The sequence below is a fragment of the Micromonospora sediminimaris genome (genome assembly GCF_016863575.1).
Taxonomy (GTDB): domain Bacteria; phylum Actinomycetota; class Actinomycetes; order Mycobacteriales; family Micromonosporaceae; genus Micromonospora; species Micromonospora sediminimaris.
This window is the reverse complement of the sequence record NZ_BOPD01000006.1, coordinates 191,814-218,124: the sequence shown is the minus strand read 5'-3', so window position 1 is coordinate 218,124 and position 26,311 is coordinate 191,814. Positions and strand designations below refer to the sequence as shown.

The 26,311-nt window shown below is 71.9% G+C and carries 18 protein-coding genes; 7 read left to right on the top strand and 11 right to left on the bottom strand.

From position 1 onward, the window contains the following. Positions 1 to 16: 16 nt before the first annotated feature. Positions 17 to 4,567: a hypothetical protein gene (locus Vse01_RS03865; RefSeq protein WP_093402520.1), complete on the bottom strand. Its 4,551-nt coding sequence runs from the start codon at positions 4,565 to 4,567 to the stop codon at positions 17 to 19. A 181-nt stretch (positions 4,568 to 4,748) separates the two neighbouring features. Here Vse01_RS03865 and Vse01_RS03860 point away from each other — a divergent pair, with 181 nt between their 5' ends. Beyond that, the gene (locus tag Vse01_RS03860) at positions 4,749 to 5,627 is read left to right on the top strand and encodes a hypothetical protein (RefSeq protein WP_093402521.1); all 879 of its coding nucleotides are present in this window, start codon (positions 4,749 to 4,751) and stop codon (positions 5,625 to 5,627) included. 9 nt (positions 5,628 to 5,636) lie between these two features. Here Vse01_RS03860 and Vse01_RS03855 read toward each other — a convergent pair whose 3' ends face one another. Next, positions 5,637 to 5,954, bottom strand: a complete 318-nt coding sequence (locus Vse01_RS03855; RefSeq protein ID WP_093402522.1) for a winged helix-turn-helix transcriptional regulator — start codon at positions 5,952 to 5,954, stop codon at positions 5,637 to 5,639. Between the two features lie 114 nt (positions 5,955 to 6,068). Between Vse01_RS03855 and Vse01_RS03850 the strand changes: the two genes are divergently transcribed. Further along, the gene (locus Vse01_RS03850) at positions 6,069 to 6,482 is read left to right on the top strand and encodes a YybH family protein (RefSeq protein ID WP_373870631.1); all 414 of its coding nucleotides are present in this window, start codon (positions 6,069 to 6,071) and stop codon (positions 6,480 to 6,482) included. A gap of 153 nt (positions 6,483 to 6,635) precedes the next feature. On the opposite strand, the gene Vse01_RS03845 is transcribed toward Vse01_RS03850, so the two are convergent. From Vse01_RS03845 to Vse01_RS03835, 3 genes are all read right to left on the bottom strand, one after another. Next, complete coding sequence (locus Vse01_RS03845; protein WP_093402524.1) at positions 6,636 to 7,256, bottom strand: DUF5701 family protein; 621 nt, start codon at positions 7,254 to 7,256, stop codon at positions 6,636 to 6,638. Positions 7,257 to 7,323: 67 nt separating this feature from the next. After that, a complete protein-coding gene (locus tag Vse01_RS03840) occupies positions 7,324 to 8,103 on the bottom strand; it encodes an ABC transporter permease (RefSeq protein ID WP_093402525.1) in 780 nt (259 codons plus the stop codon). Further along, positions 8,100 to 9,047 carry an ATP-binding cassette domain-containing protein gene (locus tag Vse01_RS03835; protein WP_093402526.1) on the bottom strand — a complete coding sequence of 316 codons (948 nt, stop codon included), beginning with the start codon at positions 9,045 to 9,047 and terminating at the stop codon, positions 8,100 to 8,102. Before Vse01_RS03835 ends, Vse01_RS03840 begins: the two co-directional genes overlap by 4 nt. A 75-nt stretch (positions 9,048 to 9,122) precedes the next feature. Here Vse01_RS03835 and Vse01_RS03830 point away from each other — a divergent pair, with 75 nt between their 5' ends. After that, positions 9,123 to 9,869: a TetR/AcrR family transcriptional regulator C-terminal domain-containing protein gene (locus Vse01_RS03830; RefSeq protein WP_093402527.1), complete on the top strand. Its 747-nt coding sequence runs from the start codon at positions 9,123 to 9,125 to the stop codon at positions 9,867 to 9,869. 83 nt (positions 9,870 to 9,952) lie between these two features. On the opposite strand, the gene Vse01_RS03825 is transcribed toward Vse01_RS03830, so the two are convergent. Genes Vse01_RS03825 through Vse01_RS03810 form a run of 4 tightly spaced genes read right to left on the bottom strand, consistent with a single transcriptional unit; the run spans position 9,953 to position 17,532 of the window. Beyond that, on the bottom strand, positions 9,953 to 12,706 hold the full coding sequence (locus Vse01_RS03825; RefSeq protein ID WP_093402528.1) for an FtsX-like permease family protein: 2,754 nt from the start codon (positions 12,704 to 12,706) through the stop codon (positions 9,953 to 9,955). Then, the gene (locus Vse01_RS03820; RefSeq protein WP_093402529.1) at positions 12,703 to 15,873 is read right to left on the bottom strand and encodes an FtsX-like permease family protein; all 3,171 of its coding nucleotides are present in this window, start codon (positions 15,871 to 15,873) and stop codon (positions 12,703 to 12,705) included. Before Vse01_RS03820 ends, Vse01_RS03825 begins: the two co-directional genes overlap by 4 nt. Before the next feature lie 7 nt (positions 15,874 to 15,880). Next, positions 15,881 to 16,603, bottom strand: coding sequence for an ABC transporter ATP-binding protein (locus Vse01_RS03815; protein ID WP_093402530.1), 723 nt, complete (start codon positions 16,601 to 16,603; stop codon positions 15,881 to 15,883). Further along, positions 16,600 to 17,532, bottom strand: coding sequence for an ABC transporter ATP-binding protein (locus tag Vse01_RS03810; protein WP_093402798.1), 933 nt, complete (start codon positions 17,530 to 17,532; stop codon positions 16,600 to 16,602). The genes Vse01_RS03815 and Vse01_RS03810 overlap by 4 nt, the downstream gene beginning before the upstream one ends. A 581-nt stretch (positions 17,533 to 18,113) precedes the next feature. Between Vse01_RS03810 and Vse01_RS03805 the strand changes: the two genes are divergently transcribed. From Vse01_RS03805 to Vse01_RS03790, 4 genes are all read left to right on the top strand, one after another. Then, positions 18,114 to 18,653, top strand: a complete 540-nt coding sequence (locus Vse01_RS03805) for a sigma-70 family RNA polymerase sigma factor (protein WP_093402531.1) — start codon at positions 18,114 to 18,116, stop codon at positions 18,651 to 18,653. Then, positions 18,650 to 20,518, top strand: coding sequence for a hypothetical protein (locus Vse01_RS03800; protein WP_093402532.1), 1,869 nt, complete (start codon positions 18,650 to 18,652; stop codon positions 20,516 to 20,518). Before Vse01_RS03805 ends, Vse01_RS03800 begins: the two co-directional genes overlap by 4 nt. Positions 20,519 to 20,570: 52 nt before the next feature. Further along, a complete protein-coding gene (locus Vse01_RS03795; protein ID WP_093402533.1) occupies positions 20,571 to 20,864 on the top strand; it encodes a WXG100 family type VII secretion target in 294 nt (97 codons plus the stop codon). 82 nt (positions 20,865 to 20,946) lie between these two features. Further along, entirely contained in the window at positions 20,947 to 25,299 is a 4,353-nt protein-coding gene (locus Vse01_RS03790; protein ID WP_093402534.1) for an FtsK/SpoIIIE domain-containing protein, read from the top strand. A 62-nt stretch (positions 25,300 to 25,361) separates the two neighbouring features. Here Vse01_RS03790 and Vse01_RS03785 read toward each other — a convergent pair whose 3' ends face one another. Then, positions 25,362 to 25,964, bottom strand: coding sequence for a hypothetical protein (locus tag Vse01_RS03785; RefSeq protein WP_093402535.1), 603 nt, complete (start codon positions 25,962 to 25,964; stop codon positions 25,362 to 25,364). Then, complete coding sequence (locus Vse01_RS03780; RefSeq protein ID WP_139233096.1) at positions 25,961 to 26,248, bottom strand: hypothetical protein; 288 nt, start codon at positions 26,246 to 26,248, stop codon at positions 25,961 to 25,963. Before Vse01_RS03780 ends, Vse01_RS03785 begins: the two co-directional genes overlap by 4 nt. Positions 26,249 to 26,311: the final 63 nt, after the last annotated feature.

Below are 26,311 nucleotides of genomic sequence, written 5' to 3'. Positions count from 1 at the left end.
GTTTCGGTTCCCTCGCTCACCAGTCCGACCAGCCGTCGTCGACATCCAGGTCGAGCGGTGTGAACTCGTCGTAGCCGATGGCGATCCCGGGCAACGACTCCAGCTGGGGATCCCAGGCCATCGCATCGAGCGCCGGTCCCAGCAGAGCCGGTGCCCCGTCGTCGTAGGCCGCTGAGGGCTGCGTCTGGTCCCAGAAGTCAGCGCCGTACCCGAAGTCGACGGTCGTGCCCTCGGGTGCCCCGAGGCCGATCATCGTGTCGTATGCGGTGTGGTAGAGATCGGGTAGCTCGTACTCGGACACGTCGTCCCAGCTGGCCAGGTCCGTCGATCCCGCGGTGCCGTAGCGGTACAGGTCGTCCGGGGGCGGCGCGTACGCTCCGCCCGGATCGACGGAGAAGCCGTCCGGCAGACCGAGCTTGGGGCCGAGGGCGGCGGCGGACCCGATGTCCGGGTCCGGGAATCCGGGTCGTTCCGCGAACGTGGGCTCGAACGGTGCGCGGAACTCGTCCCGCACGTCGAACGCGAGCAGGCTGCCCGGTGGTGCGTGCTGCGCGATGCGCACGTCCGCCGTCGACACTCCGGCGAGTTCGGCGATGCGCTCCACCGCGAGTTCGCCGCTGACCGGGTACTTGACGGTTACCAGCGCGCCCGGGCCGATGGCCACGCCTTCGGCGAAGTCGCTCTGCTCGGCGAGCCGGAATCCGTCGCTGTTGGCCCGGAACCCGACGGCACCGATGTAGGGGATGTTCACCGCGGCCATCCCGTCGAGGGCAAGGGTGGGTAGCCGCAGGTCCAGGATCGGGCCGAGATTCACCTCGCCGGCAAGCGAGGTGACCAGACCGTAGTTGCCGGCCTGATACGAGAAGCCGGCAACGCCGCCGATGGTGAGACCATCCACCGGAGCCGTGTCGTTGTCGATCAGCAGCAGGCCGTTGCGGACACCCACGTAGACCGACTCGGACGCGTTGTGGGGCCCCTGGGCGGAGGCGCCCCAGCCCACGATGTTGAAGATGGACTCCTTGGTCCGCGAGCCGCCGTCGAGGACATGGTTCGCGATGAACGCCGGGTTCTGCGGCGCCGCCCAGACGTGGGACGGGCCGTCAGCCGGCGGCACGAACAACTGCCCGATGGGATGCAATTGTGGCTCGGCCGGCACCGGGACGTAGAACGGCGAGTCCGGGTCGCGCCCGAAGCCCTCGGGAAGGTTGATCCGTCCCAGCTCGTCCCGGGTGCTGGCGGTGCTGGTGAGGAGCAGGTCGCCGGAGGGTACGCCGGGCGGCTGGTTGCTGGTCGGGCCGCCGAACAGCGACGCGCCGGCCAGGCTGGCGAGACGGGTTCCACCGCCACCGATGCCGGGGTCGTCCAGGTCGTCGAGCCGGCTCTGCGGCATGTCCTCGGGGCGATCGAGGAAGAAGAGCAGGTAGCCGCCGGGAAGCTGCTTGATCTGTCCGGGGGCTGGCGGCATGCCACCCGGGACGCTCATCGCGCCGGGGCTCGCACCCGGTACCAATCCGCTGTCGCCGCCGTACACGGTGCCGTCGGGGCCCACGACCGTCGCACCGGGGGGAATGAACTGCGTTCCCGGTTGCAGCGGTATCGGCGTCGTCGAGCCGGGCAGCGTCATGGTCGGCTGCCCGGCGGCCGGCCCGCCGGTGGCCTGTGCCAGGACGAACCCATCGCCGAGCGTGTCTGCCCCGGCTCCGCCCGCCAGGGTGCTCTCCCCAGCTCCGCCCGCCAGGGTACTGATCGCCGGGGTACCGTTCGGCGGAGCCGTCCCGGCCGATCCCGGCAACGGGCCGAACGTCGTGGGCGCCGCGGACATCGTGGTCGCGCCGGCCGCCAGGACGAGCGACTCGTCCCCGCCGGCGGGACCGCCGGGTACGCCGGTCGGCCGCAGCGCGTCGAGCACGCTGCGGAGCCGCTGCACGACCAAGGGGGCGGCCAGTCTCGGGTCGACGCCCCGGAACACCCCTTCCAACACGACGCCCACCTCGGCGACACGCTGCGCGACCACGGCCGCGTCCGGCCCGACCTGCGGCGCGGTACGGGCGATCCGCAGCGCCTGGGCGAGTGCCTGCCCGGCGACGAACGGTCGCCCCGCGTCGACCGCGGAGATGGCCTGCGCCAGGCTCGCCATGATCCCGGTGCCCTTGGCCAGGTCGGCCAGGTCGGTCCGGGTCTTGGGGTCGAAGTCGAAGGCCGTTCCGGCGACGGTCTTCGGGTCACCGAGGACACCCCTCGGGTTCAGCAGCGCCGCCGCCCCGGCGGAGACCACCGCGAGGCCGTTGCCGAACGCGGCCAGTGCGTCGCCTCGGTCGAGAGCCTGGATCACGCCGGCTGCCGGAGTCACGAGTCGGGTGACGTCGCGTACGGACGTACCGAGTCGCACCAGGTCGAGCGCGAGATTCTTGTCGATCAGGTCGAGGCTCGCCAGCAGCGGTCCGCCGTTGCCCAGGACGCTGCCGGCCGCGCCGAGCCCCGCGGTTATCGCACCGATCACCGTGTTCGCCTGGGACGCCTGGAACACCGACGCGCCGATGTCGAAGGCGCGTTTGGCGTTGCGCAGCACGTCCAGGGTGGTGCCGGCGTCGAAGAGGTCGCCCACGATGCTGCTCTGCCCCACCAGCTTCGCCGCTCCGGCCGCCGTACCCAGCAGGTCTGCCCCGGCGGTGAAGGCGGAGAGGCCCGCACCGATGGCACCCAGCCAGTTGCCGTCGATGGCATGGCTCACCGCTTCGACCGCGTTGACCGCCAGGGTGGCGATCCCGACGGCCTGTAGGCCGGGGACGACGAGACTGGCGACCCCGAGCGCGATCTTGCCGATCTGGAAGATCGCCTTGAACGGGTTGTCCTTCCAGGCGGTCACGATGGCCTTGCCGATCGACTTGACGGTGTCGAAGATCCGGGACAGGAAACCCTTCTTCTTCTTTTTCCGCCGGCTGATGTCGGTCAGCACCCCGAGGTCGTCGAAGGTGACGTTGAGCTTGTGTTTGCCGAGGTCCTGACTGCGGCCACCGGGAATGCCCCACTGGCGGGCGAGGATCAGGAACTCGGGGCTGCGCTCGACCGCGTCCCGGCTGCGCAGCCGCAGTCGACCTCGGCCGAGAGCGTCCACCACGTTGGCACCCACCACGGCGGTCAGCTCGCGTTCGGTGAGCGCCGGAGCTCCGACGACGGCCAGGGAGCGGAAGGCCGTGACGACCCGGTTGATGCGCTCGCGCAACTGCGGCCCGTCGGTCGCGCCCCGCAGGTAGCTCAGCGCCCCCACGAACTGAGCCTGGACAGCCGGCGACTCGGCCATCGAGCGGGGGATCTGACTCGCGACGAGCGCGAAGAGCTGCTGTTGGATCGGTTGGGTTAGCTCGATGGGTGTCGCGCTGCTCAGATCGACCCCGGCGGCGGTCATCGCCTGGTCCACGAGCCCGGCCAGGCCGACGGTGTACGACTCGTCGATCGCCCCTGCCGTACGGCCGAACCGCAGGACGACGTCGATGCCCGCCTCGTTGAAGAACGCCGTCGGGTCGGTGTCGCCCTCGAATCCGGTGGGCAGCAGCGCGCTCTGCACCATCCGATTGGCGCGCAGGAACGCTACCGCCGCCGCGAACCGGGCCGCCGGGGTCGCCGCCGTGGCACCGGGATCGGTCCAGCCGACCCGGGCGGCGAAGGCCAGCGTCTGCCCGAGTTGCGTGTCATCGGGCGCGGTGGTGTCCCGGCCCACGAGGTGGGCGGGCAGCCAGTCGGCGATTGCCGCGAACTCGACCTCGGCGGCGGCGATCTTCGCGGCCAGCTCTGCCGGTGCGCTCTCGGCGGTGGCGAAGTCGTGCGTGGCCAGCACGTCGCCCAGTCGCGGGAGATCGGCCGCGCGGGCGAGGCGGTGGTCCAGCTCGACGGTGCCGGCGACCCAGTCCAGCAGCCGCTGTGGGTCGGCCAGCACGTCGTTGACTGACCGTCCGTCGGACCAGAAGTCCTGCCAGAACACCTCGGTGGTGCGTTCCTCGGCCCGGCGCCGGAACAGGCCGAGGAAGCCACTGCCGGTCTGCTCCCCGTCCACCTGCGGCACCGGTGGTCCGGCGTGTTCGATGCCCAGCGCGAGGGCCAGCACTCGCAGGTCGGGGAGCAGTTCGGCAGGGAGGTCGGGTCGCTGCCCGGCCAGCAGCGCCGGCATCAGCACCGGCGACAGGCGAGCGAGTGCCGCGTCCAGCGCCGCGTCCCTGCCGGCCGGGGCGAGGCCGACGAGGATGGTCCGCAGATCCCGTGGGCCGGCGAAGCCGAGCAGCGCGCCGAGCACACTGCCGAGTTCGGCGGTGGTCGCGCCGAGGCTGGTGGCCACCCCCCGGGGATCGATCGCGAACTGCTCGGCGAGGTCGGCCTTGTCGATGACCCCGGTGCCCAGGGTGGTGAACCCGTCCTGGACGAGGGCGAGTTGCAGGGGGGCCTGGCTGGTCAGCTCGGCGAGGTTGAGCGCGCCGACCACCTGACGCCGCACCGTCTCCGCGCGGGTTGCGGTGTCGCGGAGCACCCCGCCCAGCGCCCGCGCGCCCTGACTGTCGATACCGACGTACGCCATCGTCCGGCTCCTTCCCCCAACGCGTCCCTTGGCGAGGGTCGCGACAGCCCGGGTTCGCCGTGAGGGCGTGGACCGGTTCCCGACCCGTGTCGGGGAACCGAGCAGCGGGTGGCCGGCGAATGTGGGTTGTGCGGGCTGCCCGGTCCGGCACATTCCGCGTTACCGGCTTTCGGAGGTCACCATGTCCACACAGGTCAGCGCCGTGCCCGCAGGTGCCACGACACCGCTGTTCGATGCCAAGCAGGCCCGCGGTGACGCCGCCCGCCGGTGGGCCGGTACCCCGTTGGCCACCGAGCACTGGCTGGAGCGGGCGAGCGGCTTCCCGCGTGACGACGTGTCGGTCGACCCCGCGGCGGCGGCCACGGTCGTCGCGGCTTCTCGTGGTTACCGGCTGACCCGTGGCCACCTGGCGGAGACGGTCGCGTTCGCCGAGTTCCTCGCCGGCGAGGCGTTCACCGCCGAGGAGCGCGCCGAGCTGGAGCAGGACGTGGTGGACGCGTTCGAGGACTCGCCCAAGCGGGCGCTGCAGTCCCTGCGTCCACTGTCCGGCGGGGTGCGGCGGGTGGCCGCCCTCAACCCGGTGCAGCGTGCGCAACGCCGGCTTCAGGCACTCACCGCCAGCTACCTGCTCGAACTGCGTCGCCAAGCCGACGGGCGCGAACTGAGCCCACTGATGGCGGTGGTGAGCCGGCACAATCCGGTGGTACGGCACTGGGCGTCGGCGGGGGTGGTGCTGGTCGCCGACGCGCTGGCCGCGCGGATGGAACAGCATCGGTTGGTGCTGTGCCTCATCGGCCGCGACCTCGAAGCGCCGGCCCTGCTCGCCGAGCGCCTGCTGGCCCGGGCCGAGCAGGCAGGTCGCCTGGAGGTCGCCGAACTGGCCGCCTCGGAACTTCGCCTGCTGCTGCTGCGTGCCTGGTTGACCGACCTCGGCACCACGGCGCTCGCGAAGGTTCGGGAGGACGTCGACCGGGCGGTGCAGTCCGCACTCGATGTGGACATCGTCGTGCAGCACGTGGGCTACCGGGCGGCACTGGAGGTGGCGGATCAGGTGAACTGACTCCAGTATTCACGTGCCGCTGGGGCCGCGCTGCGCTGAGGTTTCACGGAGCAGCGCGTCACCGGTCCGGTAAAGCTCGATCAGTAACGGCTTGAGCGTCTGACCGGCGGCGGTGAGCCGGTAGACGGTGCGAGACGGAAAGCCCTTATGGCGGCGGCACTCGATCAGATCGTCAACTACCAACCTGGTCAGCCTCTCGCTCAGGACCTTCGCGCTCAGCGCTGGCAACGCGGCCCGCATCTGGCCGAACGAGCGGGGCCCATGCATCAGTTCCCGCAGGAGGAGCGTCGTCCATCGGCCGCCGACAGCGGCGAGCGCGACTTCCACGGGGCAGGTGGGCGCGGGATGTCTTGTCTCGCCGCGGGTGTCCGGGACCAGCTCACGATCCCAGCCGCTGCTCACCGTTTGGTTACCGGCGGCGGGCCCGGTTTGACTGGCCAGATGACCTTTGACTTCAACATCCATCCTGACAGTGTCCAGCTGACCGACGACGCCAGCCAACACCCGTGGATCTTTGCTCGGGCCTTCAACTCCGGTGATGTCGCTGCTGTGGAGCAGGTCTACGAACCGGATGGCGTCCTTGTCGCCGCGCCGGGCCAGGCTGTCACCGGCGCGGCCAGGGTGGCGGCCAACCAACGCTTCCTCGACGTGGGCCTGCCCATCGACGTTCGTCCCCGGCACGTCTACCTGGCCGACGACATCGCCCTACTGATCGTCGACTGGACGATCGACGGCCAGGGCGCCGACGGGCAGCATGTGCACCTGGAAGGCACCGCCACCGACGTGGCACGCCGCGGTCCTGATGGCTGCTGGCGGTACGTCATCGACAATCCGTTCGGCACCGCGAGGCTGTAGGCCCGAATGTTCGGGTCGTTGCCGAAATTGGGCGGCTCTATCCTGGCCGGCGGCGGGTCCGGGAATGACGTCTCCGAAGAGTTGGCCGGGGAATGAGAGCCGGTCGCGCTGGAGCCAGGTACCGTTCCCGTTGTGCTCCCGGGCCCGCCGTGATCAATTGACAGGAGTGCGGTGGCGCGCGGAGGCGAAACCGAGCCAGGTATGCCGGTTGCCCGCCCAGCACCATCCGATCTTCGGCGCTCTGCGTCGGGCGGTGCCGTCGCGTCCGGTTCCGCCGCTGATCCAGATGGCAGGGGTTCGGGCGTCGAGGGTGTCGCCGGTGGGCTTGCGGGAGCCGATGGTCATGAAGCAGTGATTGGGTTCGAGCACCTTCGGTTCCTGTAGCAGCCAGCTGATCCCCTCGTGGATGGTGAGCGGTGTTCGTCCGCGTTCGAGGATGGCCGGTAGCGCTTCGTTGGGACTCCAGTTGCGCATGTCGTCGCCGCGATCGGGTTCGCGGACGAGATAGAGCGGGCGGTCGGGTAGTGCGAGGCCCTCAATGGGTACGAACTGCTCAAGGTCGACCATGTCGTCGACGACGAAGCCGGGCTTGTCGTCACGGCGCAGCAGCGGTGCCAGTTGACGCGCGGTGGCCAGCTCGGGGTGCACGGCCAGCACGCACTGGGGTTCGTCTGGCAGCGCGGCGACGCAGGCGGCGAGTTCTGCCGGGCTGCTGCCGGTGACGTCGGCGAGCCCGGCGTCGAGCAGGCGGTGTAGTTGGTCGATCAAGCTCATCTGCTCTCCTGGTGGGTAGTGGTAAACGGACCATGGGCGAAAGCCTCGAGCTGCGGTCCGGCCGGATTCAGTGGCGCAGTCTGCGGTACGCCCGCGCCGACAGCGGTACGAAGACGGCGGTCAGCAGGAGCGGCCAGCCGACTGCCAGCCACACCGCCCCGGCGACCAGCGGCCCCTCGGTGATGCCGCTCGGGTTGCCGAACAGCTGACGGGCGGCGGTCGCGGTCGCGGACAACGGGTTCCAGGCCGCGATGTCGCCGAGCCAGCCGGGCATCGTCTCGGCGGACACGATCGCGGTGGAGAGGAAGCCGATGGGCCAGACCAGCACCTGTACCGCCATCGTCGCGCCCTCGCCGCGGAAAGTCAGCCCCAGGAAGATGCCGATCCACAGGACGGCGAACCGCAGCAGGAGCAGGAGCAGCACGGCCAGGGCCGCCGACGCTGGATCCGACGAGATCCGCCAACCGATGAGCAGGCCACCGATGATCAGGACCAGCAGTTCGACAGCCGAGTTGGCCATGTCGGCGCCGACGCGGCCCAGCGCCACCGACGCACTGCCGATCGGCATCGAGCGGAACCGGTCGGTGATGCCCCTGCGGGCGTCGTTGGCCATCGCGGTCGCAGTGGCCTCCACCCCGAACATCATGCTCAACGCCAGCATGCCGGGCAGCAGGAAGCTGATGTAGTCGCCGCCGCCCGGGACGCTGATCGCCCCGCCGAACAGGAAGCCGAAGACCAGCAGCAGCATGATCGAGAAGAGCAGGCCGAATACGGGTGCCCACGGCTGGCGTACCCAGTGGGCCAGATCCCGCTGGGTGATGACCCAGCCGGCGCGCAGTGTGGTCATCGCGCGACCTCCTTGCCGGTCAGGGTCAGGAACACCTCGTCGAGGGTGGGGCGGCGCAGCATCAGGTCCTCCGGGGTGACGCCAAGCTCGTCCAGGGCGCGGACGATCTCGGCGATCGCGACCACGCCGGTGCCGACTTCGAAGGTGATGGTGCGGGTGTCGGCGTCGATTGCGGGCGGCGCCTTGACGGCTGCCGCCATCCGCTGCGCGATGGACGTCAGTGGCTCGCGCAGCGGCACCGTGACGCTGACGCGGTCGCCGCCGACCTGGCGTTTGAGGGCGTCCGGCGTATCACTGGCAATGATCCTGCCGTGGTTCATGACGGAGATCCGGGCAGCCAACTGGTCGGCCTCATCGAGGTACTGCGTGGTCAGCAGGACCGTTGTGCCGCGGACGGCGATCGCGCGGACGGCGGCCCAGACCTCGTTGCGGGCGCGGGGATCGAGGCCGGTGGTCGGCTCGTCGAGGAACAGCACCGCGGGGGTCAGGATGAGGCCGGCGGCGATGTCGAGCCGGCGACGCATCCCACCGCTGTAGGTCGAGACCGCCCGGGTCGCCGCGTCCGTCAGGTCGAAGGTGTCGAGCAACTGGTCGGCGCGCACCCGGGCGTCGGCGGAGTTCAGGCCGTAGAGTCGGCCGAACATCACCAGGTTCTGCCGGCCGCCGAGGACCTCGTCGACGGCGGCGTTCTGCCCGACCAGTCCGATGCGGCGCCGGACCTGGCGGGCCTGGGTGCGCACGTCGAACCCGGCGACGCTGGCGCTGCCGCCGTCCACGTCGATCAGGGTGGCCAGCGCCCTGACCGCGGTGGTCTTGCCGGCGCCGTTGGGGCCGAGCAGCCCGTGGATGACACCGGGGGGCACGCTCAGGTCGAAGCCGTCCAGCGCGTGCACGTCGCCGTACCTCTTGCGTAGTCCGTCGGCGGTCAGGGTGTGGTTCGTCAACGCCGCTCCTAACTCCGTATGCCTTACGGAAATGGTGCGTGGTACACCGTACACCTCACGGGGTAATCTCCGCACATGGAAAGTCAGGACGTCGACCGCACGCTCGAACTGCTGTGGCGGCGCACCCTCGGCACGCCGCAGGGCTCACGGGGACCGAAGCAGCGGGCCACCATCGACGAGGTGGTCCGGGCCGCGATTGAGGTGGCCGACGAGGAGGGCCTGCCCGCCTTCTCGATGCGCAAGGTCGCCGATCGGCTCGGGCTGAAGCTGATGTCCATCTACACCTACGTCCCCGGCCGCTCCGAGCTGATCGGCCTGATGGTGGACGAGGTCGCGGGCGAGCAGAAACTCCCGCCGCACGAGGGCCCGCTGCGGCAGCGGATGACCCGGATCGCCGAGCAGCTGTGGGACGAGTTCCACCGGCATCCCTGGCTGCTTCAGGTGGAGAACAGCCGGCCGTGGATCGGTCCGAACGTCTCCGACCGGTACGAGTGGCAGCTCGCGGCCATCGAAGGTGCCGGTTTCACCGATCTCCAGATGGACCAGGTGGTCACGCTGCTGAGCGGGTTCACAGCCGGGATGGCGCGGGCATCGGTGGACGCACGGCGTACGGCGGAGCGGTCCGGCATCTCCGACGCCGAATGGTGGGAGATCAACGCGCCGGTTCTCGAGCGGGTGATGCCCGCCGACGCCTATCCGATCTCCGGCCGGGTCGGACGGGTGGCCGGCGAGGAGTACAACGCGATCGACGATCCGGAGCGAACGTTCCGGTTCGGGCTCGACCGCATGCTTGACGGGCTGGAGCAGTTTCTCAACGGCTGACCGCCGGCCGGGCTGTCGCTCAATGCATGCCACTCTTCCGATCGCCACGCTACGTAGCCGCGGTTCCGCTCCGGCTGTGCCGGTTACTCGCCGGCGCGGAGTACCTCGCTCAGCCGGTCGCGTCGCCGCAGCGCCGACTCGACAGGTACGACCGCCGCGACCGCCGCCAGCAGCGTCACGCTCACCAGACCGAGCAGCCACCACGGCAACATCGCAGCCGGGTCGGTGGCTTGACCGGTTAGCAGCCGCAGCTCAAGCGGACCGAGCGTCAGGCGGGCGAGCAGGGCGCCGAACAGCGGGCCGCAGATCGCGGTGACCACGACCGGCGGCAGCAGCTCTCCGGCGGCGACCCAGCGGGCGTCGCGTGGCCGTAGCCCGAGGGTTCGCAGCCGGGTCAGGGTCTGCCACCGCTCCGACGCACCCGCGGCGGTGGCGAGCGTGAGGCCGAGCAACCCCAGCGCCAGCAACACCGCGGCGGCCGTCCACGCCAGCCGCAGTATCCCTGCGGTCAGCGGAGCCACTCGCTGCGCCCGCTGGACGTCCGCGCGCAGCACGACGTCGGCGGCGATATCGCTGTTCGACACGGCCTGCGCCGCGCCGGGGCCGGTGACCCAGACGGTGTTGGGAACGGCGGGCAACCCCGCCTCGGCCAGGGCAGTGGCGTCCACGATGACGACGTCGCTGGCACCGCCGACGGAGGGAGCGGTACCGACCACCGCGAGCCGGATCGCCGGGGCGTCCTCCCGGGTCAGCTGCAGCCGCGTGCCGGTCGGCAGCTCGCCGTCGCTCGACAGGACCAGCGCCGGGACGTCTTCGGGGCCAGGACCGGGTGCCGTGAGCCGGGCGAGCGCCGGCGCGTCGGGCAGCGGGGTGGTGGCCAGCAAACGCTGGAACGCGGCGGCGTCCACGATTACCAGGCGCGGGGTGAGCAGTGTCGACTCGGTGAAGATGCGCGCCGAATCGGTCACCTGTGCGACGACGACCTGTCCCACGTCGGGTGCGGCGGCGATGCGCTCGGCGACGGTGGGCGTCGCGGCCTCGGCGTCGACGTCGAGGCGGGCGTCGGCGCCGACGGTGTTCCACGCGCCGTCGGCCAGGCCGCGGGCGACGGTCCCGCCGACGACAAGCGCGAACGAGGCGAGCGCCGTGGCGCTGACCAGAACCAGCAGCGGTAGCGCGCGTCCGGCCGTCGTGGCCGCCCGGGCGGCACCGAACACAGCCAGCGGGCGGCGCGAGCGCAGGGCCTGTCGGAGCACGAACCGTGCTCCGACAGGCAGCAGCCGTAGCAGGACGAGCGCGCCGGTGAGCACGCCCAGAGCGACGGCGCTGACCGGTAGAACCAGGTCGCCGGTCAGCTCGCCGGAGTCGCCGTCGGCGGCGACAGGCCGCAGCCCGCGCTGGTGCAGGGTGACGAAGGCGGCGACCGCGGCGATCAGCACGGCGGCCTCCACGGCGGCGCGGCGCAGCTGACCGGTGGCCAGGATCCAGCGCCGGGCGGCCGGGTTGGCGGGTTGGCGCCGGTCGCGGCTGGCGCGGGCGGCGGCGAGGGTGCCGAACGTCGGCCCGGCGACAGCACCGGCCAGCACCACGGGAACGGTCCAGGTCCAGGAGACGCCCGGAGCGGCCACACGGGCGAGCGCGAGCCCGACGGCGGCGGCCGACAGGGACACCACGGTGGACTCGATGATCAGTTCCGCACCGAGGTCGGGCAGCGCCGCCCCACGCTGCCGGGCGGCGGTCAGCGCCGGGGTACGGCGGCGGACCAGCAGATCGGCGGCGAGCAGCAGGACCAGCACCGTGGCGGTCAGGACTCCGGCGAGCAGGACGGCGGCCTGTGCGTAAGCGGCGCTGATCTGGGTGCGGGCGTCGCGCAGGACGGTGTCGAGCTGTGATTCCCACTTCAGGGACTGGTCACGGACGCCTGATGAGCCCGACGCCGCCTTGAGCCTGACCATCTGGCTGGCCAGCGCCGCGGAGGCGTCCCAGGTGAGCGCGTCGGGTTCGGGGGCGAAGTGGACGCTGCGCCGCAGTTCGTCCTCGTCGAAGGCGAGCCGGGCGTCCGGCAGCGACTCACGCGACAGCAGACCTGCGAACCGGGTCGTGCCCACGCCGTCGGCGCCGGGCACGGGGCGCAGCAGCGCCGGGGCGAGTCGCCAGGCAGGGTCGCTGCTGTCCGCGGGTCGGTAGATCCCACTGATCCGGACGTCCTTGTCGCGCCTCTGTCCGTCCTGCACCGGGATTCGATCGCCGGGGCCGAGGTCGAGGGCGGCGGCGTCGTCCTCGGAGAGGCCGACCTGCACCGGCCAGGGCGGTCCGTTGTAGGGAACCTCGATGGACGGTTCGGGGATGGCGGGGCCGGGCGCGCTGCCGGCGATCCAGGTCACCTCCGGGCCGCCGACGTCGTCGGCCAGGTAGGTGAGTTGGAAGGTACGCGGCACGCTGCCACCGGTGATGCGCAGGATCGGGCCGCTGACAACGGCGGTGGGCGGGAGCAGCGCGGCGTCCAGGTCGGGCCCGAGGGCGTACGCTGCCCGGGCGCGGAAGTCGTCGACGTCCTCGGCGAGGCGGGATATCCGGATCCGCCCGCCGGTCGGGCCGTCGTCGCGTTCCCAATTGGCGTGCACGAGCACGTTCGAGGCGTGGCTGGCGCGGCGGACCGTGTCCTGGACGGCGTCGTCGGCGGCGGCACGCAGCAGCGCCGGCACGGCCCCGGCGAGCAGCGCGACGGCCGCGATGACCGCGGCGGTGAGCAGCAGCGGTCCGGCGTCGGCACGGCCACGCCCACGGACGCTGGGCCAGTGCGGCGCCGGCCACCGCCGGGTCAACCAACCGTTCACGGCGTCACCCGCAGGTGCGCGGCGTCGGCCCGGCGGACCTGGACGACGACCACGGCGGCGACCGCCAGCAGGCATCCGGCCAGCAGCGCGGCGAGCAGCGCGGCCTCGGCCGGCCATGGCCAGTGTGGCTGGACGGCCGGGACTGGCGCGGCACCGGTGTCGGAGCGTACGAGCAGGGGAGCGACGACGCGGGTGGCGAGCGCGCCGACGGCCGCGCCCGCTGCGAGCAGCGGCAGCAGCACTCCGGCATGCTGGCCGAGCAGCACGGCCCGGATGTCGCGCCGGGACATTCCGAGACCGCGCAGCCGCGCCACCTCGACGGCGCGGACCTGGAGATCACAGGTGACGTGCAGGACGATGCCGGCGAGCAGCAGCAGGGCCGCAGCCGGGACGACGAGCCGGAGCGCGGCCGGCAGCCCCGCGTGCAGCGGGCCGCCGGTGAGCCGGGCGGTCTCCGCCTCGCGGGTCGTGACGGTGCCCAGGTGCAGGGCGGTGGCCCGCTCGGCGGCACCGGGACCGGCTGGGTGGCCGACCCACCAGGCGTCGACCGGGAACGTCAGGTCGCCGGCGACGGCGCGGGCCCTGGAGAGCGTGTCCAGGTCGGCCAGGACGGCGACGGCGCCGGGGGCGGACGGCACGGTCGGCACGATCTCGGCGACGACGATCGGCACGGGCGTGGTGCCGACCGTGACGCTGAGCCGGCTGCCGCCGCTGGCACCGACCTCGCTGGCGAAGCGGGCGGAGACGGCGACCGGCACCGGTCCGGGGTCCGGGAAGGCGGTGGCGACGAGGTTTGGCGCGGTGTAGGCGATGCCCCCGAGGTCGATGGAGGCCGCCATCCGGAGCGCCGTTCCCGTCGGCGTGGCGGAAAGTCCCACGGTCGGGTCGCGCAACGTGCTCGGGACCGTCTGCACGGACGTGGCGGTCCAGTCCGATCCGTCAGCCGATCCGAGTCGCGGCACGGTCAGGGTGACGTCGATGGTGGTGCGACCGCCGACCGGGAACCCGGCATCCGGCCCGGCCTCGACCGGCAGGGACACCGCGACGAGGCGCAGTCCGTCGGCGCTCGCGCACCCGGGCAGCCGGTGCTTCCGGCCGTCGAGCGGCACGGGGGGACCGGTGCAGGGTGTACGCAGGCCGGTGGCGTCCTGCAGCAGCAGCCGTGGCGTCACGACGAGCGAGGTCTCGCCGGTCGCGGTTCCGCTCATCACGAGGGGGGAATCAACCGGAACCGGGACGCCGGTGACCCGGGTCGGTGGGGCGAGCCTCGCCGCCACGTCCGACCACGTACGGTCGCGGTCGAGCCGCCCGCGCAACAGCGCGTCGGCGCGGGTGGTGTCGACGGCGACCAGGCGCGGCGTATCGCCGGCGGTGCCGAGCCACTGACCGACGGCGGTACCACGGTCGAGGGCCGGACTGACCGTCCCTTCGGTGGCCGCGCCGACGACCGCGCCCTCTCCGGCCACCGGCGCCGTACCGAGGGTGAGTGCCAGGTCGGTGCCGACGGAAAGCGCGGCCTGATCACGCTGCGACTGGTGCCACGTGGCGTCGAAGGCGAGGCCGAAGGTTCCGGCCGCGCAGGCCAGCCCGACGAGCAGTCCGACGGCGACCGCCTGCGGTCGACGGGCGGCCTCGGCGACCGCCAGCGGAAGTGCCAGCCCACGGACGCGGTACGCCAGCCGGTCGGCGCCGCGCAGGGCGGGCAGTACCACCCGCAACGCCAGGGCGGCGCCTGCGGTGAGCAGCAGCGCCGGCGCGAGTACCCGGACCGCGTCGACGCGTGGGTCGGCGGCGGTGGGCTGCGCGTACAGCTGCCACCAGGCGACGGCGGCGAACACCGTGAGCATCAGATCGGCGCCGGACCGGGCCAGCAGCTCGCGGCGGGTGCGTCGGTCGTCGGCTGCCGGACCGGGCCGGACCGCCAGGACGGTGAGTACGGCGGCGAGTACCAGCGCGCCGCCGGTCACCGCGAGGACCTGGGTACCGGTGATGTCCGGCCGGACGGTCAGGCCGGCACCGTCCAGCGGCGGCAGCCGGGTCAGGCCGGCGTGCAGGGCCGACGAGGCTGGTATCGCGAGCGCGGCGGCGACGGCGGCGACGAGCCCGGCTTCGAGCATCGCGGTGGCGGCGAGTTGGCGGCTACTGGTGCCGATGGCGGACCGCAGGGCGGTCTCGTCGGCGCGTACCCGTGCGGTCAGCCGGCCCGCGAGGACGAGTGCCGTCGCGGCCAGGACACCGCCGAGAACGGCGATGGCGAACACGACGGCGGCGGTGACGTGCCGTTGGTCGTCGGCGGACCGCAGGGTCAGCGGCAGGTCGGAGGCGACCCGTGCGAGCCGGACGCGGTCGCCGAGGGTGGCGGCCAGCCGGCGGTCGGCACTGCGGACGGCCCTGGCCACGGCCGCCAGGTCGCGACGGTTGGCTTGGGACAGGTCCGGGTGGGCGGTGACCTCCATCCGGTCGACTGTGGCACCGGTGGCGACCAGATCGGCGAGGTCGACGAGGAACGGGCCGTAGGCGTTGACCGGCTGCCGGAAGCGGCCGTCCTGGTGCCCGATGGCGGAGCCGGTCGCGGCCAGCGGGTCTCGGTCCCAGCCGCGCCCCGGCAACGGGCGGACCACACCGACGACGGTCAGGTCGATGGCCGGGACGGGCGCGTGGGCCAGCTCGGCGCCGAGGCGTACCCGGCTACCGGGAGTGAGGCCGAGCAACTGGGCGGTGGACTCCAACACCACAGCGTCACCACGCTCTTGCGGCCAGCGCCCGGTGACCAGGTCGGCTCGGGTCGACAGGTCGTCCAGTCCCGACAGGTACGCCTGGGGCGGGACGGTGGTGCCCGGGGCGATCGTGGGCGGCAGCGCCCGCAGCACTGTCGACGCCCGCGCGGTTGTGGTCACCGGGAACGGTGCCAGCGCGGCAGCCACCACGGTGCGGGTGTCGGCGGCGACGGAGAGCGCGTCCGGGCCCTCGACGGTGCCGGTGTAGACGGTCACGTCGACGGCGACGGGAGCGGCGCGGGCCATGGCGACCTCCAGCGCCCGCTCGGCGGTGCGAGTGCTCAGCAGGGTGCAGGTGCCCAGCAGGGTCGCGCCGACCGTGACGACCCCGATGAGGGCCGCCAGCAACGGCCACTGCACGCGGGCGCGCCGGGTGACCAGCCTCAGCATCGTCGCGTCACCTGGCATCCGACACGGGCTCGTCAGGTCGCCCGGCTGTCCCCTCGTCGAGGTGCCCGTCGTGGATGCGGATAACCCGGTCGGCCAGTGCCATCATCACCGGATCGTGGGTGGACACGAGTGCGGTGACGCCTTCGGACTCGACCACCCCGCGCAGCAGAGCCATCACCGACAGCCCGGTCTCAGCGTCCAGTTGCCCGGTGGGCTCGTCGGCGATCAGGAGCCGGGGCGAGGCGGCCAGCGCGCGGGCGATCGCCACCCGCTGCTGCTGGCCACCGGACAGCTCGGCCGGCCGCTGCCGGGCGTGGTCGGCCAGGCCGACCAGTTCCAGCAGCAACTCGACCCGCCGCTCGCGCTCGGCCGGGGCGACGCGGGCCAGCCGCAACGGGGCGGCGACGTTCTCCGCAGCCGACAGCACCGGGATCAACCCGAAGCTCTGGAAGACGTACGACACCTTCTCGCGCCGCAGCCGCGACAGGCCGTCCTCGTCGAGCGCGGTCACGTCGGTTCCGTCGACGTGCACGGTGCCGGCGTCCGGGCGATCCAGGCCACCGATGGTGTTGAGCAGGGTGGTCTTGCCCGAGCCGGACCGCCCGACGAGCGCCACCATGGAACCGGCGGCCACGTCGAACGACACGCCGCGCAGGGCGTGTACGACGGTCGGCCCGGTACGGAAGCGCCGGTGCACGCCACGCACACGCAGCAGCGGCTCGCCACTCATTCGCCGTTCCCCGCGTCGGGGCGGATCGTGATGTGGTCCGGTTCCAGGGCCAGCCGGACCCGTCGGGTCAGCGCCAGCGCCTGGCGGAAGTCGCGGGGCACCTGCACCCGCCCGGCCCGGTCCATCACCGCGTACTCCTCGGCGATCGTGTGCGTGTCGCCGCGCGCGTCGGTGGTGGTGCGGCGCAGCACCTCGCTGCTGGTGCGCCCGTCCCGGATCGCGACGGTCCGTTCGACCTGGCCGCTGACCTCCGGATCGTGGGTGACCACGACAACGGTGACGCCGTAGCGCCGGTTGACCTCCCGCAGCACAGCGAAGACCTCCGCGGACGTGGCGGCGTCCAGCTCGCCGGTCGGCTCGTCGGCGAGCAGAACCCGCGGCTGGTTGGCCAGCGCCACGGCGATCGCGACCCGCATCTGCTGCCCTCCGGAGAGTTGCCCGGGACGCCGATCGGCGCAGTCGGCGACACCGAGGCTGTCGAGCAGCTCGGCGGCGCGCTCCCGGCGCTCCACCTTCGCGGTACGCGCCGCCGTCATCGGCAGGTCCACCATCTCCCGCGCGGTCAGGTAGGGGATCAGATTGCTCGCGGTCTGCTGCCGGACGAACCCGACGGTGTGCCGCCGGTAGTTCACCCGGTCCGCTCGGGACATCGCCAGCAGATTCCACCTGTCGACCCGGACCCGCCCGGCGGTGGGAGCGTCGACGCCGGCCAGGATGGAGAGCAGCGTCGACTTGCCCGACCCGGAGGCACCGACGACGGCGACCAGCTCGCCGCTCTCCACGGTCAGGTCCAGTCCCTGTAGTGCCTGCACCTCGATCGAACCGGTCTGGTAGATCCGCACCAGGTTCTCGCAGACGATGAGCGCGTCCCGGCCGAACTCGGGCGCCCGCTCGGACGGCTTCGGCAGGGACAGCGGTGTGCTGGACAATCCGTCCTCCGTCCGGGTCGTGCCGATGTCGAGCCTGCCTCGGGTAGTGGTCCGGCCCACCAGCCGGGCACGTGTTGTTGCCTGGCCGGCACGCATGGTTACCTGATCCGTCGGGCGCCCTGATGGTCGCGCTGACACAGATTGAAGCAGTTTCGCAATCGGCGGCTCCGTTGACCATGCCCCTGCGCGTTCCGCGGCCCCTCAGGTCGAGCGAAACCGGTGAAGAACCGCCACGGGTCGTGTGGTGACCCCTGCCGCGGCACGTGGGCGACCTGTTGGCGCTGGGGCGACCTCGCGGACCCGTCGGGGCATCCTTCCGGTGTCCTCAGAAAGTCCTCAGACAATCGAAAAGGTTTGGCCCGGCTGTTCCCGCAGGCTCTGAACCGGGTCCGCACCGGCGGCCCCGGAGCAGAGGGAGAGCTTCCGCGGTGACCACGGGTCATAGCACCGCCGATGCCGTTGGCATGGGTCAGGGCGGTCTGCAGGGACAGGGCCGGCGAGCCTGGAAAAAGAGATCCGGAGAGACCATCCGGAACAGCTGTGACACGGCGGGCCGGGTCGGACGACGGTCACCTGGTGTGATGCGTGCCCCGGCCCAGTCAGCGACGGCCGAGCAGTTCTATGCCGACCTGGTGGCACAGAATGGCGCCTCCGTTCGCGCGTACCTGCTCCGTCTGACCCGCAACCAGAGCATCGCCGAGGACGTCTATCAGGAGACCCTGCTGCGGGCGTGGCGTCACCGGCGGAGGCTCGTCGGCCGGGAGGGCTCGATCAGGAGTTGGCTGTACACGGTCGCGCACAACGCCGCCGTGGACCAGCTGCGTGGACGACGGTCGCAGCCGGTGGGGAGTGAGGTCTGGGACAGCATCCAGCAGCCCGTTCCGGACCATGCCGATGCGGTCGTGGCCAGTGCCGCCCTCATGCCGGCCCTACGCCGGCTGACCGCGGAGCACCGTGACGTGATCTTCGAGCTCTACTACCGCCGCAGTACGGTGACCGAGGCCGCGAGATCCATCGGCATACCGCCGGGAACCGTCAAATCCCGGGCTCACTATGCCGTCCGGGCATTGCGGGCCGAGCTGGCGTCGGCGGCTTCGTCCGGTCCGGGCACCCCTTCATGAGCCGGCGGCACACCTCCGGATTCAGCATCCTCGGCATGGACCGGGATCCGACCCCCGGGGACCCGGATCAGATCGATCAGCTGGCCCGCTTCTACGAGGAGATCCGGGACGACGCCCAGACCGGCGTGCGGGTCCTCGGGCGGGGCGGATCATTGTCGAGAGCGCGCGGCGAATCGATGGAGAAGCTGCGGGACATGCTCGACAGCCTGCCACGCAAGCTGCAGCAGGCGGTCGACTCCTTCGACACGGCGGCACAGGCGTACCGCATCTACAGCCGGGCGCTGCGCGAGCAGCAGACCCGCATCGACACCGCGATGGATCAGGCGACCGAGGCCGTGCAGGTGGTACGGCTTGCCGTGCCGCGAGTGGCCGTCGACGCCACACCGGGGCAGGAGGCGGCGGCGCGGTCGGCGGCCAACGAGATCGACGGCGCACGGGACCAGCTCTCGGCCGCGCAACGACTGGCCGCCGACGCCCGCCGACTGCGGGAGGCCGCGTCCGCGCGATGCAATCGGGCGCTCGACGACGCCGCCTCGAAGGCCATCAAGCCACCGCCGCGGCGCAACTTCTTCCAGCGCATCGGCGACTTCTTCCGGAACAACCCAATCCTCCGCTTGATCATCGACGTCGCGATCGCCGTCGTCGGGGTGCTGCTGCCGGTGGTCGGCATCGTGCTCGCCGCGGTAGCCCTCGTGGTGACGGTGGCGGTTCAGGCTGCGAACGGAAACTTCGAGTTGGGCACGCTCGTGGTGGGCCTGGTGGCTCTCGTGCCCGGAGCGAAGCTTTTCGGTCCGTTCGTGCGAGGTGCGAAAGCGGTAGCGCCTGGCCTGGTGAAGACGGCCGGCAGCGGAGCCGCGGCATTCGGCCAGTTCGGCCGGAACAACACCGTCATCAGTGGCCTGCTCCGGTTCGGTGGCCGCGGTGGTGGCTTCGGCAACCAGGTGGTGACCGATTTCGGTAAGGGCGTGGTGGAGGAGGTCGCAACCATCGGCCTCAACAAGCTCGGGAAGGCCAACGACGCAGACTTCAACGCCGCCTCGATTTTCGGCGGTGCGGCGGCGGGTGCCGCCGCCGGAGGTCTCGCCGACGGCTTCCGGAAGGGCTTCACCGGCGATCCGGATTTCGATCTTCCTCCTGGTGGTGGCACCGAGGGCTTGTCGGGGGCGAACACCGCGCGTGGCGGTGACGGTGCGCCCGCCGGTGACATTCCCAGCGGGGGCCGCGCATCGGCCACCGAACCCGTCTCCGCGGGTGGCGGGCCGCCGGGTGCATCCACCTCCATCGACCCACCGGCCAGTAGCCCGGCACCGTCGTCTGCTTCCGGCGGCGACGGCTCTGCCGGCAACGTCCCGGCACCGACTGCTGCTGCTCCACCGCAGCCGGCTCCAGCACCGGTGACCAGCGGCGCACCCGCTGCCGGCGGTGGGACGGGCGGTGCCGATCCGGCCACCGCTGCTCCTGCGCCGACGCGACCGCCAGGAACGGATCAGCCCGCGGCGGTCACCGAACCGGCGGCCAAACCGGCGGCCAAACCGGCGGCTGAACCGGTAGGTGCCGGCCCGGTGCAGCCGGACGCGCCCCCGAACGGCGAGGACGCACCGGACGCTCGCAAGGTCGACGAGGAGCCGGCCGGTGAGAAGTCCGTCGAGGAGCGTGCGGGCGAGGCGGTGACGGGGATCGTCTCCAGCGGTGCACGCGACGCGGCATCGGCCGCCATCGAGAACGAGGAAGCCGAGGATCCGCCGACCGACGCGGTGGTCGAGGCGGCTGTGCAGGCGGGATTCGTGTTGGGCGCAGCTGACGCCGCCACGGGCGCGTCAACGTCCGAGCACGACACCGGCATCACCAGGAAGTTCCGCAGGTAAGAACCGGCCGGCGGCCTGCCGGTGGCTGTTCAAGAGATCAAGGAGTGTCACCATGCCCGATTTCGCGGTCAACAGTGAAGAGACCGCCCAGACCTCGGCGGCGCTGCTGAACGACTTCTCCCAGCTTCAGGACAAGCTGGTCGAGGTACGCGGAAAGGTGCAGAACCTGCTCGCGCAGGGCTACCGCACCCCGGCCGCCCAGCAGAAGTTCCAGCCGTTCTTCGACGAGTTCGCCAAGGGATTCGACCAGGTGAACCAGGGCTTGCAGGGCATCGGCAACTACGTCCGTTCGGTCGGTGAGGCATTCGCCTCCACCGACCAGGACCTCGGCTCGCGTCTCGGCTGACCGCCGTTTCAAACGAATCGGACACGCCCGGCGTGCGCAAGCGCTGGGCGTGTCCGCTTGAGAGGAAAGGAGGAGGGTCGAGATGCGGCTCAACGTCAGTCTGGTCTCCGACGCCTCACCTGCGGCGGAGCCGCTGGTCGTAGAGGCGGAGCCGGGTACCTCGGTGGGGACGTTCGCCGCGGAGCTGGCCGACGCCGTCGGCGGCCGTCCCGGCACGCTGTTCCACGGTGCCCAACCCCTGGACCCGGGACTCTCGCTTGCCGCAGCGCGGCTGGGCGCCGGTGCCGAGTTGGGCCTGAATCGTCCGGCCCGGCCGATCGCCGGCCGGGCGGGCGCGGTGGAGGTGCGCCTGGTGGGCGGCCCGGGAGCCGGTGGGATCGTGCTCCTTCCCCCCGGGGAGTACGAGGTGGGCAGCGCGCCCACGTGCCGGGTACGCCTTGCCGGTGATGTGCCGCCGGTCGCCGCTCGGCTGCTGGTCACCGTGGACCGTACGGTGGCGGTGACCGCGGTAACGGCTGTCGAGTTGGATGGCGTTGCCCTGGACGGCACCGCCGAGTGGCCGGCTGGCCGTCAACTGGCGGTCGGCGGCGTCCTGCTGGAACTGGCCACCGGCGTGCCGGTACGCGCCCCGCTGACCCGTACGGCGGACGGGTTCACCTGGGAGTTCAACCGTCCGCCGCGGTTCTTCCCGAAGATCATGGGCGGGCAGTTCCGGCTGCCCGCCGCACCGACCGAATCCGACAAGAGCCCGATCGGCCTGGTGACGTTGCTGCTGGCCCCGGCGATCGGCGCGCTGGTGGGCATTCTCGCGACGGGCAACTGGCGGTTCATCTTCCTCGCGCTGGTCTCTCCGCTCGCTGCGCTGCTGACCCAGTTCGGTGCCAAGCGGCGCGGTAGGCAGAGCTACGCCGAGCGGATGCAGGAGTACGAGGAGAAGCTTCTCCGGGTCCGTGCCGACATCGACGAGGCGGTGCTGGAGGAGCAGCGGGCCCGCCGGTACGCCTACCCGGACCCGGCGTTGACCGGCCGGATCGCGACCCTTCCAGGTGAACGACTGTGGGAGCGGCGCTGGCGTGACGACGATTTTCTCGCCCTGCGGGTCGGTACCTGTTCGATGCCGTCGGGGGTGCGGGTGGAGGATCCGGCGCTGGACGAGCACCGCCGAATCACGGTGCCCGAGCTGGGCCAGGTGCCGGTGGCCGTGGATGTGCGCGACAGCGGCGTGGTCGGGGTGGCCGGAGACCGCCTGGCCCGGCTGGCTCCCTGGCTGGTGGCGCAGGCAGCCGTGCTGCACAGCCCCGACGATCTGCGCATCTGTGTGCTCACCGATGCCGCCGGTGAGCACCGCTGGTCGTGGCTGCGCTGGCTTCCCCATACCCGGGCCGACGGCGAGGAGGCGTACGTCCGGATCGGCACCAGCGCCGAGTCGGTGTCGCGACGCATCGCCGAACTCAACCGGGTGATCGCGGCACGGTCGGCCGGTGACCGGGCGAGCGGGGCGGAACGGGGCGGTGCAGCCGGCGATCCCGACATCCTGGTGGTGTTCGACGGTGCGCGGCGGTTGCGGTCGATGCCGGGCGCGGTCCCGCTGTTGCGGGACGGTCCCGCCGTCGGTGTCTACGTGATGTGCCTGGAGCCGGAGGAACGGCTGCTGCCCGAGGAGTGCCGGGCGGTGGTGGTGTCCGGCGCGGACGGCGCGTCGCTGCGGACCGCCAAGACGTCGCTGGTCGCCGGCATTCGCGCCGACGAACCGGACGCCGGATGGTACGAGCGGGCGGCCCGGCGGATGGCGCCGCTGGGGGTGTCCGGCGACGGCGACGAGGCGGTGCTGCCGCCGTCGGCACGGCTGCTCGACATCCTCGACCTGGAGCCGCCGACGCCGGACAGGATCGCGGCGGGTTGGGCGGTCCGGCCGGCCAGCACCGAAGCGGTGCTCGGCGTCGGGTTGGACGGCCGGTTCGCGATCGACCTGGTACGCGACGGCCCGCACGCCCTGATCGCGGGAACCACCGGCGCCGGCAAGTCGGAGCTGTTGCAGACCCTGGTGGCCACGCTGGCGGTGGCGAACCGGCCGGACGAGATGACCTTCGTGCTGGTCGACTACAAGGGGGGTAGTGCCTTCGCCGAGTGTGAACAGCTGCCGCACACCGTCGGCATGGTGACCGACCTGGACACCCACCTGGTCGAGCGGGCGCTCACCTCGCTCGGCGCGGAGTTGCGCCGTCGCGAGCACGTGCTGGCTGCGGCCGGCGCCTCCGACATCATCCGGTACCAGGAACGCCGAGCCCGGGACGCGAGCATGCCCGCGATGCCGCGGCTGGTGCTGGTGATCGACGAGTTCGCGTCGATGGTGCGCGAGTTGCCGGACTTCGTCATCGGTCTGGTCAACATCGCGCAGCGCGGCAGATCCCTTGGGATCCACCTGGTCCTGGCCACGCAGCGGCCGTCCGGAGCGGTGACCCCGGACATCCGGGCGAACACGAACCTGCGGATCGCCCTGCGCACCACCGACCAGGGCGAGAGCCGGGACATCATCGACGCGCCCGACGCGGGTGAACTGTCGCCGCGCACGCCTGGTCGGGCGTACGCCCGGCTGGGGTACGCCGCGCTGCTGCCGTTCCAGGCTGGCCGCATCGGCGGCAGACGGCCGGTGCTGGGGGACCGGGCCGACGAGGTGCGCGTCGAGGTCACCCACGTGCACTGGTCCCGGCTGGGCGACCCGGTTCCGGCCCGCCGCTCGTCGACTGCCACCCCTGGTGGACCGGCCGACACCGACCTGCGGGAACTCGTCGCGGCTGTCGTCGCGGCGACCGACAGGCTCGGGGTGCCGCGGCAGCCGAGCCCGTGGCTGCCGGCGCTCACCGAGGTGGCACAGTGGGCGGATCTCCCTCAGCCGCCACCGGCCACGATCCCGGGCGACCTGGGCGCGGTCGCCTACGGCATCGTCGATCTGCCCGCTTCGCAGAGCCGCGAGCCGCTGCTGTTCGACACCGACCGCACCGGGCACGTGTTCTTCATCGGATCCGGCCGCAGCGGCCGTTCGCAGGCGCTGCGCACCCTGGCGGTCGCGCTGACCGCCCGGCACTCCAGCGCCGACCTGCACCTGTACGCCGTCGACTGCGGCAACGGTGCGCTGCTGCCGCTGGTCGGGTTGCCGCACTGCGGCGCGGTGGTGGACCGGCTACAGACCGAGCGCCTCGATCGCCTGCTGACCTGGCTGAACAGCGAGTTGACCAGACGGCAGGCCCGGTTCGGTGAGCAGGGCGTCGCGGATCTGGCGGAGCAGCGGCGCAACGCCCCCGCCGATCGGCGACTGCCACACGTGGTGCTGCTCGTCGATCGTTTCGAGGTGTTCGAGCGGGACTTCGCGACGTACGACAACGGCAGCTATCTGGAACGGCTGACCCGGCTGCTGCGTGACGGTGCCGGCGTCGGTGTCCACGTCGTGCTGGCCGGCGACGAGGTGCTCGGTTCGGGCCGGTTCGCCGGCGCCACCGAGGAGAAGTTGGTGTTGCGCCTCAACGACCGCAGCGACTACTCCCTGCTGGGTCTCAACCTGCGCGACGTACCCCCGGAGCAGGCGCCGGGCCGGGCGATCCGGCTGGCCGACCACGCGGAGGCGCAGATCGCGGTCCTCGGTCCGGACCTCAGTGGGCAGGGACAGGCAGCAGCACTGACCGACATCGCCAGACAGCTCACCGTGCGGGACGCCACGGTCCCGGGGACCGCCCGGCCGCGCCGGTTCGCCGCGTTGCCCGACCTGATCGGGTACGCCGAGGTGCGCCGGATGCTGTCGGAGCCGGGCCGCGCCCTGACGGCGATCGTCGGGGTCGGCGGCGACGAGGTCGTCCCGCTCGGCCCGGACCTCGCCGACATTCCGACCTTTGCGATCGGCGGGCCACCGCGTTCCGGCCGGAGCACCGCGCTGCTGTCGGTGGCACGGACTCTGCTGGCCAACGGCACCGGGCTGCTCGTGGTGGCGCCGCGGCGCTCGCCACTGCGTGACCTGGCCGGGCAGCCCGGGGTGGCCGCGGTGGTGACCGACGCGGGCATCGCCGCGATGGACTTCCGGGATCTGCTCAAGAGCATTCCGGAGGACACCGGGACAGTGGTCGTCGACGACGCCGAACTGCTCGCCCAGTCGGACGTCGACGGAGACCTCAACACCCTGGCCCGGGGTGCGGCAGGCAACGGGTGGGGCCTGGTGGTCGCGGGCAACGCCGAGGCGCTCAGTCTCGGCCTGGCCGGCTGGCTGACCCAGCTCAAACGCAACCGGGCTGGACTGTTGATCGCACCGCAGAGCATCACCGACGGGGAGCTGATCGGGATGCGGATCCCACGGGGGATCGTCGGGCAGGCCGCCCGGCCAGGGCGTGCCTACCTGCATCTGGGCGACGGGGTGCTGACGGCGGTGCAGGTGCCGAAGGCGGACTGAAAGCATGGGATCCGGTGACGCCGGCTCGGCGTCGCCGGATCCCGTTGTGTCCGGGCAACCGGTCAGGTGAAGCGCAGCGTGCCGGTGATCGCGTCGAAGACGTCGTACAGAGCGTCGGCGAGCGGCAGGTTCGGACTCATCCCGGTGACCACGAGGTACGAGCCGGGCTGTCCCGGCACGGGAATGATCGTGTGCATGGCGACCATCACCGCGGACGTGCTCTCGGTCAGCTCGACGACCTCGGTTCCGGTGATCCGGGCGACGGTGCCGATCGTGGGCAGGGTGGCCGAGGTGACGGTGCGGTCTCCATGGCCGTTGAGCCCGGCGGGGCGGGTCAGTTGCTGGGCGATGTCGGCCACCGACGGTTGCGTACCGTCCGGGACGGTGATCCCGAAGGCCGCCACGAACGCCATCAGCAGCCCGCCGTCGTCGTCGCGGGCGATCATGCCGGCCGCGGCCGCAGCTCCCTGCTGACGAGCCGCCCGCAGCAGGCGGCGGGCCTGGCGCAGCGCGTCGTCGACCGCGCTGCGCTGTTCGGCGGTGGACACCGCGGCCCGTAGCTCGCGTTGTTGCCGGCTGAAGTCCTGTCCCGCCAGGTCGTAGTCGAGCCAACCCTCCGGCACCTCGAAGGTGAATGATCCAGGGGTGGGTACGGGGGCGGTCACCGGCCACCGCCGAGGCTGTCGCCACTCTGGTCATCGACGGCGGCGAAGGCGTCGAGAATCACGTCGATCGCCTCGATGATGTCGTCGCACTCGTTGCGCAGCTGCTTGCGGCCGGCGTCCCAGCGGTCCTCGAAGTTCTCCGCCGCGTCGCGGACCGGAGGTCCGACCGTCCGGTTGAAGTCGGCCGAGCTGCGCTTGACGCTTATGGTCCGCAGCACCTGGCGCATCGCGTCCGCTGCCTGTTGAAGATCTTCGCCCGGGATGACGATGTCTGATCTGGCCATGCGCCCGTCACGTCGGACGTCCCGCAGCGGTTCGGCGAATGTGACCTGGAACACAAGCCTCGA